The organism is Serratia sp. (in: enterobacteria), from assembly GCF_046715635.1.
Taxonomy (GTDB): Bacteria; Pseudomonadota; Gammaproteobacteria; order Enterobacterales; family Enterobacteriaceae; genus Chania.
The window spans coordinates 1-9,559 of sequence record NZ_JBKJYW010000450.1 but is presented as its reverse complement, the minus strand read 5'-3'; the positions used below and the strand labels follow the sequence as shown (position 1 = coordinate 9,559).

The 9,559-nt window shown below is 52.3% G+C and carries 7 protein-coding genes and 1 pseudogene; 5 read left to right on the top strand and 3 right to left on the bottom strand.

The features are described from left to right. On the bottom strand, positions 1–979 hold a 979-nt coding region (locus ACLQ7H_RS23420), incomplete at its 3' end, for an inorganic phosphate transporter (protein WP_411754734.1). Positions 980–1,284: 305 nt separating this feature from the next. Between ACLQ7H_RS23420 and ACLQ7H_RS23415 the strand changes: the two genes are divergently transcribed. From ACLQ7H_RS23415 to ACLQ7H_RS23405, 3 genes are all read left to right on the top strand, one after another. Then, positions 1,285–2,505: an NAD(P)/FAD-dependent oxidoreductase gene (locus ACLQ7H_RS23415; protein ID WP_411754733.1), complete on the top strand. Its 1,221-nt coding sequence runs from the start codon at positions 1,285–1,287 to the stop codon at positions 2,503–2,505. Between the two features lie 170 nt (positions 2,506–2,675). Then, entirely contained in the window at positions 2,676–3,410 is a 735-nt protein-coding gene (locus ACLQ7H_RS23410) for a hypothetical protein (protein WP_411754732.1), read from the top strand. A 622-nt stretch (positions 3,411–4,032) separates the two neighbouring features. Next, complete coding sequence (locus ACLQ7H_RS23405; RefSeq protein ID WP_121608390.1) at positions 4,033–4,335, top strand: hypothetical protein; 303 nt, start codon at positions 4,033–4,035, stop codon at positions 4,333–4,335. Positions 4,336–4,607: 272 nt separating this feature from the next. Here ACLQ7H_RS23405 and ACLQ7H_RS23400 read toward each other — a convergent pair. After that, a pseudogene (locus ACLQ7H_RS23400) lies at positions 4,608–5,444 on the bottom strand (TIM barrel protein). A 27-nt stretch (positions 5,445–5,471) separates the two neighbouring features. After that, positions 5,472–6,908: a sugar porter family MFS transporter gene (locus ACLQ7H_RS23395; RefSeq protein ID WP_411754731.1), complete on the bottom strand. Its 1,437-nt coding sequence runs from the start codon at positions 6,906–6,908 to the stop codon at positions 5,472–5,474. A gap of 559 nt (positions 6,909–7,467) precedes the next feature. On the opposite strand from ACLQ7H_RS23395, the gene ACLQ7H_RS23390 reads away from it, so the two are divergent. Together ACLQ7H_RS23390 and ACLQ7H_RS23385 are read left to right on the top strand one after the other, a co-directional pair. Further along, positions 7,468–8,973, top strand: a complete 1,506-nt coding sequence (locus ACLQ7H_RS23390; RefSeq protein WP_411754730.1) for a CoA-acylating methylmalonate-semialdehyde dehydrogenase — start codon at positions 7,468–7,470, stop codon at positions 8,971–8,973. A 110-nt stretch (positions 8,974–9,083) separates the two neighbouring features. Continuing rightward, on the top strand, positions 9,084–9,559 hold a 476-nt coding region (locus ACLQ7H_RS23385; RefSeq protein WP_411754729.1), incomplete at its 3' end, for a 5-deoxy-glucuronate isomerase.

Below are 9,559 nucleotides of genomic sequence, written 5' to 3'. Positions count from 1 at the left end.
TGTTCAGCAGGTCCAGAGAGCGCTCAACGGCGATCAGGGCACGTGAACTGTCGCAGTGGAACTCAACCGGTTGATCAGGCGTTGGAGCCGTATTCTGAGGCGCAGGAACCAACGGCGTCTGTGTGGCCACATGTGCCAGAGAGTCGCCATGCTGTTGGTAAAACTGCTGCAGGTGGCTCACGGCATCACGGGTACGGGTGATGTCATAACCGGTCGCGCTCATGTTGAGGACGAAGCCTGCAGGAGCAACACCGATCAGCACCAACATAATCAGACCGATACCTTTCTGACCGTCATTGGCGCCGTGTGAGAAGCTTACGCCGATAGCCGACAGGATCAGAGCGATACGTGTCCAGAATGGTGGCTTGCGTTTGCCATCGACCTTTTCACGTTCCGCCGGTGTCATATGAATACGCTGACGTTTTTTGGTATTACTCCAATAGCGGCGCAGCATAAACACCATCAGCCCGGCAATGATCATCCCGATCAACGGGGAGAAGATTAACGACAGGAAGATGCTGATCATTTTTGGCACGTTCAGCGCGTCGACCACGGAAGTGTTGGTCACCAACGCATTGGTCAAGCCGACACCGATAATGGCGCCAATCAGGGTGTGAGAGCTGGAGGCCGGTAACCCAAGATACCAGGTGCCGAGGTTCCAGATAATGGCCGCCAACAACATGGAGAAGACCATGGCTAACCCGTGAGCTGAACTGACGTTCAACAACAGATCGGTTGGTAGCAGGTGGACAATGGCGTAGGCAACACTCAAACCGCCGAGCATCACGCCAAGAAAGTTGAACAGACCAGCCATAACGACCGCAAGCTGCGAGCGCATAGCACGGGTGTAAATTACAGTAGCGACCGCATTGGCCGTATCATGGAAGCCGTTAATGGCCTCATAAAACAGCACGAACAACAATGCGAGAATTAACATCAGGCCGGTATGGAAATCCAGGCCAGTGAACAAATGCAGCATAAGCGTTACGCCAGGTTTGTGGACATGAACGCCGCGCATTATCGGCGACAATCGGTGTCGGGGAAAAGGAAAATATGACGTTTTTTGAATTTACCTGTTACCACGGGCGCTGCGTCACGGCTGAATCGATGCAATTTCAGCATGTTACCGCCATTTACGCGGGTTAACATTTTCTTACGTTGGCGTTCCCCCGTCGATGTCTTTACAATCCCTGACCGCGGATTTAGCGGTATACAGGCAGTGAAATGGCGTAAAATGCGCTCTTGTTGCCGCGATAGTTGTGGTTATTGCAAAGAGAGGTCTGGGTGGAACAGTTTGATGTTGTCGTTATTGGTGCGGGTGCCGCAGGGATGTTTTGTGCTGCGCAGGCAGGGCAACTGGGTTGCCGGGTGCTGTTACTCGACAACGGCAAAAAACCGGGCCGCAAGATCCTGATGTCTGGCGGCGGGCGCTGTAACTTCACCAACATGTCCGTTGAACCGGCAGCCTACCTCTCAAATAACCCCCATTTCTGCAAATCGGCATTGGCGCGATATACCCAGTGGGATTTTATCGATCTGATTAACCGCTACGGCATCGCCTATCATGAAAAAACCTTGGGGCAGTTGTTCTGTGATGATTCTGCGCAACAGGTCGTCGATCTGTTGGTGCAAGAGTGCGAACTGGGTCAGGTGGTCACACGCCTGCGCAGCGAGGTCCTGAGCGTCGAAAAAACCGCCCAAGGCTTCGAATTGGCACTTAACGGAGACAGTGTGAGTGCTCGCTCACTTGTGGTGGCGAGCGGTGGGCTTTCTATGCCTGGCCTGGGGGCCACTCCCTTTGGCTATAAGCTAGCGGAACAGTTTGGTTTGAAAGTGTTACCGACCCGGGCCGGTTTGGTGCCTTTTACGCTGCATAAACCGCTGTTGGAGCAATCCCAGGCGCTGTCCGGCGTTTCGGTGCCAGCAGTGGTCACGGCGGAAGATGGCACCCGCTTTCGGGAAAGCATCCTGTTTACGCACCGTGGGCTTTCTGGTCCGGCTATCTTACAGATCTCCAGTTACTGGCAACCTGGTGAGTTTGTGAGCATTAACTTACTGCCTACGCTAGATCTGATGGGCTTCCTTAACGAACAGCGTGAGGCACATCCTAACCAGAGCCTGAAAAATACCCTGGCTTTGCACCTGCCGAAACGTCTGGTGGAATTGCTGCAAGAGTTGGGGCAACTGCCAGAAGCAACGCTCAAGCAACTCAATCCAACGCAGCAGGCGGCGTTGGTAGAAAGTTTACAAAACTGGCGCGTACAGCCTAATGGCACCGAGGGTTACCGCACTGCGGAAGTGACCTTGGGCGGTGTGGATACCAAGGAGCTTTCTTCCAAGACCATGGAGGCGAGTCAGGTGCCGGGCCTGTACTTTATCGGTGAGGTGGTGGACGTGACGGGCTGGCTGGGGGGTTATAACTTCCAGTGGGCCTGGAGTTCGGCTTGGGCTTGCGCGCAGGCTTTGGCTGCGCAGAAATCTCAAATAGACGGCAGACATTCCTGAATCAGATCGCCATGTAGGGGCGCAGCCTGTGCCTGTTAAGATAATCCATCGTCTACTTTAAGAACTTTAGAGATAGGAATAACGGAAGTCTTTCAGAATAATAGGTTCGGCTCGTGCGTTGCGACAAGCGCACTCTATTATTCAAAATAATAACAAGGAAAGTTCTGCTCATGAAAATCAAATGCGGTTTAGCATTACTCGCTTCACTGGTGCTGGTTTCTGGCTGTAGTCAAAAGATTTCCTCTTCACGGGCGGCGGCTGATTCTGCACCGGCTCCGGTTGCCCAAGAACATAAACTGGGAACGGCATGGGGTGAGGAGGTTTACTCCAAAGTGACCACTGTTGATGCGAAGCGTATGCATTCCTCTCCAGATAGCGTCGCCAAGGTGTTTTACAGCGCGGAACCTTCCAGTAATGGGCAGTACACCAATGAGATCGTGTTGTCTTCCGTCAGAATGCGGGTGCAGACCGAAAACAATCGCGATTTCGCGCTTAATCGCTATAAAAATGGTGAGTTTTCATTCTCTGCCAATGACGGCGAACGCTACCAGCTGTTCTTCTATAACACCAGCCCCAACAAAACCTATGAGGTAGTCACCGCAGTTGACGGCCTGGACGTGATTTCTGGCCGCAGTGGTTCACTGCGAAACTCCGGCTATCTGGTCGCACCAAAAGGAACTCTGGTGATTGAGGGCTTCCGTAAAAGTGATTCGTCCGTTGCCGCATTCCGTTTCGCAAAACCTGATGACTCCTACGCTGCGAGTTCACTGGCGGGGGAAAAAGAGAACGTCGGCGTGATTGGCGTGGCGGTTTATGAAATGGCGTTGCCGGGCTTGCCTGATTGCCAACCGCAGGCGTTCCCTGGGGATTCTAAATACGCTCCTGCTCCCTGCAAGAAACCGTAATTGCGTGAACATGGCCTCAAGATCTGAGGCCATTATTCAGGCTTCGGGCCTGTTTTCAGCCTCTTCAGACACCATAGACATACCGGTATTTCCTGACTGCGTCGCTCTCATCGCCTCTTCGCAGGGTGAGCACTTACCATTCGGCCAGTAAGATCTTGCTCTTGGCAGTTTTGCGAGACAGTAGGTGGTGTGTCGGTATAGCCTGGTTGGTAATAATTTTACATTTACAATTCTTGCGTTTTTGCAGAATATCCTGTTGCATCTGGCGATGGCATTTTTCTATTGTTTTTAAGAGGTAATTTACAGCAAGGTCCGTTTTTTTTTAACCCAATTTAGGTTAAGGATTGGTAGAGATCGCAGTAGGAATTTTATCAATTTTTCAGTAAAAAATGTGGCACCATTGAAATTCCAAGAATTTTCCTAATCAATGGGGAAATATAAAAGGTTGGCGATCTTGATGCAATGTGACCTATATCAATAAACCCTGGCTGGAAAAACCTATCTTGTATAGGGCCAGCTTGGTTAGGGGCGTTGGTGTTTTGTTGTGAGTCGTTAATGCATGTTAACGTGCTGATTATTACTCATATATTGGCAAGGCAATAAGTCTCAGAGGAAAGTGGTTATGCCATGGAGTCATGAAATTCAACAGGCAATTACCTTGTTACAGGCATGCCAACATCGCCATACGGACAGTCTGCCCTGTCCGGCCAGGGGGGATGAACCTGGCGCAGTAGGCACTTGCGCAGAAAAAATCATGCCGTCGATTATCCTGCTTAATGCGTTTGCCGATGTACTTCCGCAACATCAGGAATTACATCGCCTTGGTATGGTGCTGGAGGCCCAAGGCCTGATCAAAAAATTGACTCAAGGGGAGAGCTACAGTCAAAGCGCACTGGCGTATTTACGTGCGCAAATCGAACCCTAGCAGCCGCTATTATTACCCATGCCATGCGGATGACTAGTTCGAATATTTCATCGATGTATTCGGAGGGGGGCTATATTTGCTGTCGGAGTTTACTTGGTTAAATACTCATCATTGGCGTATTTATTAAAAATCAATAGATACTTCCTTAACTATTCCAACGCGAATTCATAGGCCCTACGCATACTGGGGATGGCGCTATCAAACACGTCAGGGTTATGATGTGATAACGCTAGTTAAAACAACCCCCCCGCATTCTACGGGGGGTTTTACTTTTACTCTTGCAGTAATGCGATACTGTGGCGGATCTCGCGTTCGATATCGCCCTCTGTCCAGGTAGTTAGCTGTGAAGAGAACGGCTCGAAGGCATAGATGCCCCGGTAGCCCAAACGTTCCAGGTTCTACACTTGTGCTACGCTAGCCAACCGATCTTTATCGCTCAGCATAATGCGTTCTTCATCGCTCAATGCGCTTTTGATGAGCGGATCCTCAACGCCTGATAGATGCACCAAACCAATCTGCTCAACCCGGATCTGAGCATCAAACTCTGGTTGTGCTACGTCGCTCAGATAGTGGTGGAACGTATCCAGCACTATCTTATAGGGCGCGCCAGAATCACGAATGATTGCCTGTGCCAGCAAGGAAGAGCGCAGTGAACTCATGCCAAACCCCAATGGTTCTACGTAGCCTTCAACGCCGTACTGTTTGAACAGCGGAGCGAGTAGTCGTAGTGCAGTTAGCGTATCGTCCCTTTTTTGTGGCTCACTGCGCCGGTCGCTTGCGTTGCAATGTGGGCACATCACCACCGCCTTGCTATGGATGGTTTTTGCCTGAACCAGCAGCGTTTCGGCGTTTTTCAGCAACGCGGATTGATCTTCTAACAGGTTGAACATTCCCAGCGCGTTGATGGTGACGATCTCAATGCCGAACTCATCGGCCAGCGCGTTTAACTGCTCGTTGCTCAGGTTATCGGTCACTTTGCCACCCGACATATCGTTGCGCAGTTCGACCTTGCTTAACCCACACCTTTTCACCAGGCGAAAGAAGTTCTCCAGCGTGAGGGTGGGGGCGATCTTACGGTTGATACAGAAACGTGCTAATGCAATGGCCATGATGCATCACTCCTGGGTTTATAGGTTTTAGGCTTTGCCATCTTCTAACGGGATGATTTCAGATAACGGCTGGCGATAGCGCTTTGCCATTACCACGTCTTCCATTTTTTCTAGCGATACCCCTTTGGTTTCTGGAATAAAGCGGGCAATAAACCAATAGCTGAACAGGCAGCAGGCAGCAAAAACCCACATTGGGAATGCCCCGTGGAAAGTGGAGAACAGATAAGGTTGGTCATTGATCATCGGGAAGCTCTGGGCCACGACGAAGTTGGCCAGCCACATACAACCAACGGCGATGCTCATCCCCTGTGAACGCATGCGGTTTGGGAAGATTTCGGAGACCAGCACCCAGGCACCTACACCCCATGACATGGCGTAGAACACCATAAAGAACAGCATGCCAAACAGCGCGAAGTAGCCGGTTGCCTGGGTATACAAGGCATAAGAGGTGATCAGTAGGCCAACGATGGTGCCCAGGGTGCCCCAGCGCATCAATGGGATACGGCCTATGCGATCCATCAGCATGGCGCCGATCACCGAGCCGACCAGTTGCAATACGCCGATCCAGATGGTCTGGAACAGGGCTTCTTGCGCGTTTTCGGTCACGGTTTTCAGCACCACCGGGGCGTAGTACATCATGACGTTAACCCCCGTCACCTGTTGCAGCATGGCGATCATACAGCCGACAAACAGGATGAAGCGTACGCGTACGTCGCCATAATTCAGCTTTTGCTTACGGTGCTGCTCGTCCTGGCGAAGCGACTCCTTGATTTCTCTTAACACGCTTTTAGCATGCTCGGCATTTGAGACGCGGGTCAGCATGGCTAAAGCCTGATCGTCGCGGCCTACCATTACGCTCCAGCGTGGTGATTCGGGAATGACAAAGACCAAGGCGGTGAACAATAGGCAGGGTATAACCTCTGAGCCGATCATCCAGCGCCAGCCCATCTCAATCAGCCAGGCTTCGCTGGCATAGCTGGCAATCTTGAAGTTAACGTAAAAAATCACGATCTGACCGAACACGATGGCGAACTGCTGCATGCTGAGCGCCCGGCCCCGCATATCCTTCGGTGAGACTTCTGACATGTACATGGGGGATACCGTTGCGGCCAGCCCGACAGCCAAACCCCCGATGATGCGATAGATAACAAACCAGGTGAAGGTGGTGGCCAGAGCGGCACCGACGGCAGAGACGGTAAACAGGAAGGCGGCTACCACCAAGGCCTTTTTACGCCCATAGCGCCCGGCCAGCGGCCCGGCCCCAAAGGCGCCAACCACACAACCGATCACCACGTTGGAAACAGCCCAGCCGGTTTCTGCCGGGCTGAGGTCAAAGTAGGCTTTAAGGGCTTCGATCGCACCAGAAATCACGGCGGTGTCATAACCAAACAGAATGCCGCCGAGTGCTGCGATCCCGCAGATACGCAGAATATACCCAGTATTGTGTTTACGCTGATGTGACATATGTTGCTCCGATTTTTATCCTGGCTTCTGCCTACTTAGTGACTTGTAGGGTGTAGGGAGGCAGAAGGGTGAACCGTGCCTGTCATCAAGGCGGTGTTTTTCAAGGGCTCTTTGGCAAACAAGAGCATTTATTTCATATTTAGTGAATAATGAAATATTGATTTTTAGATCCAGTTCAAATAATTGAGCATAAATAGGGCAAATATTCTCCCCGATTTGCAGAGCAGATTGGAAAATTGACTCGCCCGGGCGAGAAGGCGTATCTGTATAAAAAATAGGGATTACTGTGTAAATCCACGCGGCTACTGAATCGACGGTAGGTTCGTTCGCCACCGCCTGCTCTGCCTAGCGATATGGCAAATTTGCGATCGGTGGCACTAAAAACAAATTTTCTAAAAACTTTTATTTGAAACTTTTTTTTCAATGGAATAGAGTTTGATTCATCTGGTCAGGATTTAATCTGCCCGTGGGCCGTACTGTTGCAGGCGGCACGATGAACGTCACGGTATGCGGCAATGCTTCAAGCCGTGGCGATAGCGGACTTAAAAGAGGGTGAAACATGAAAACCGTGGGTAACTTTATTGGTGGGCAGGTTTGCCTGAGCAGCAGTAACAAGACCGTCGATGTGCACAATCCGGCTAACGGTCAGGTTGAATGCCGTGTGACGCAGAGCACCGCCGCCGAGGTGAAACAGGTTATTGATGTTGCCCATCAGGCATTTACCGACTGGGCGCGCACCACACCGCTGCGCCGGGCACGTATCATGTTCAACTTCAAAGCATTGCTAGAGCAGCACCGCGAAGAATTGGCGCAACTGATCGTCAGTGAGCATGGCAAAGTCTATTCCGATGCGCTGGGTGAGTTGACCCGTGGCATGGAAGTCGTGGAGTTTGCCTGTGGCATTCCACACCTGATCAAAGGGGAATATTCAGCAGATGTGGGCACTGGGGTGGATAGTTTCTCGCTAATGCAGCCGTTGGGCGTAGTGGCCGGGATCACGCCGTTTAACTTCCCGGCCATGGTGCCGATGTGGATGTTCCCTATCGCGCTGGCCTGCGGCAATACCTTCGTCTTGAAGCCACCGGCGCTGGTACCTTCCGCCTCTGTACGTTTGGCAGAACTGTTGAAAGAGGCGGGTCTGCCGGATGGGGTATTCAACGTCGTGCATTGCGGCAATGAAGAGGCCTCGCAGCTGTGCACCGATCCACGCATTCAAGCGGTGAGCTTTGTTGGCTCATCCACGGTTGCAGAGCATATTTACACCACAGCCAGCGCACATGGCAAACGTGTACAGGCCTTTGGGGCCGCCAAAAATCAGGCTATCGTTATGCCGGATGCGGATCTGGATGCTACGGTCAATGCGCTGATGGGAGGAGCATTTGGCTCGGCCGGTGAACGTTGCATGGCGCTACCGGTGGCCGTCGTGGTTGGTGATAGCACCGCAGATAAACTGATTGCCAAACTCAAACCGCTGATCGCCCAACTGCGGGTTGGCCCCGGCATGCAGCAAGGCGGTGAGGAAAATGAAATGGGGCCGTTGGTCTCATCCGCCCATCAGAAAAAAGTACTGGGATACATTGATATTGGCGTTAAAGAGGGCGCAACGCTGGTGGTCGATGGCCGCGATTATCAGGTGCCGGGTTATCCAGAGGGTTACTACGTGGGCGGTACCCTGTTCGATAACGTACAGCCGGATATGCGTATCTATCGCGAAGAGATCTTTGGGCCGGTATTGGGCATTGTACGGGTCGCCGATTACCAAACGGCCATCGATACGGTGAACAGCCACGAGTTTGGTAACGGCAGCGCTATTTTCACCAATAATGGCCACTATGCTCGCCAGTTTGTGCATGAGGTTCAGGCGGGGATGGTGGGGGTTAACGTGCCGGTACCGGTACCGATGGCTTTCCACAGCTTTGGCGGTTGGAAACGTTCGGTATTCGGTGCGCTTAACGTACATGGTACGGACGGCGTGCGATTCTATACCCGCATGAAGACGGCCACGGCGCGTTGGCCAACCGGCCAGCAAACGGTATCCGAATACAGTATGCCAACGCTGGGCTAAACCGCAGCCAGCTATGCCGAGGCCGTTATTCCACCGGGATAGCGGCCGCTGTTGCTGGTATCAATGCATTGCAGCCACACTCACAAGCACGGGATTTAAGGAGCATTGTCATGTCATCATTACTTGCGAAATGTCAGCCACCGGATGCGCAGGGGCGTATTCAGTCCGTTACCCCGGAAAATGCCGGTTGGCGTTTTGTCGGGTTTGAGGTCTATCGGTTAGCGGCAGGGCAGTCGTTGCGGTTGGAGAGTGGCGATAAGGAGCTTTGCCTGGTGCTGGTGGCGGGTATTGCCTCTGTGGCAACTCAACGAGCGGAGTACCCACACATAGGTAAACGGATGAGCCCGTTTGAGCGTACTCCACCTTATTCCGTTTATGTTCCGCACCACGACCAGGTTGAAGTTCGGGCAGAGACCGATGTGGAACTGGCGGTATGCAGTGCACCGGGTAACGGGCATTTGCCTTCACGCTTGATCACCCCGGCAGACGTCGGCGTGGAGCGGCGGGGTAAAGGCCGTAACCAACGGCTGGTACACAATATTCTGCCGGATAGCCAACCGGCCGATAGCCTGCTGGTGGTTGAGGT

Bases quoted from the DNA above. Each gene is read 5' to 3' on its own strand.
- ACLQ7H_RS23410 (WP_411754732.1), top strand. From the start codon at position 2,676: ATGAAAATCAAATGCGGTTTAGCATTACTCGCTTCACTGGTGCTGGTT.
- ACLQ7H_RS23405 (WP_121608390.1), top strand. From the start codon at position 4,033: ATGCCATGGAGTCATGAAATTCAACAGGCAATTACCTTGTTACAGGCA.
- ACLQ7H_RS23395 (WP_411754731.1), bottom strand. From the start codon at position 6,908: ATGTCACATCAGCGTAAACACAATACTGGGTATATTCTGCGTATCTGC.
- ACLQ7H_RS23390 (WP_411754730.1), top strand. From the start codon at position 7,468: ATGAAAACCGTGGGTAACTTTATTGGTGGGCAGGTTTGCCTGAGCAGC.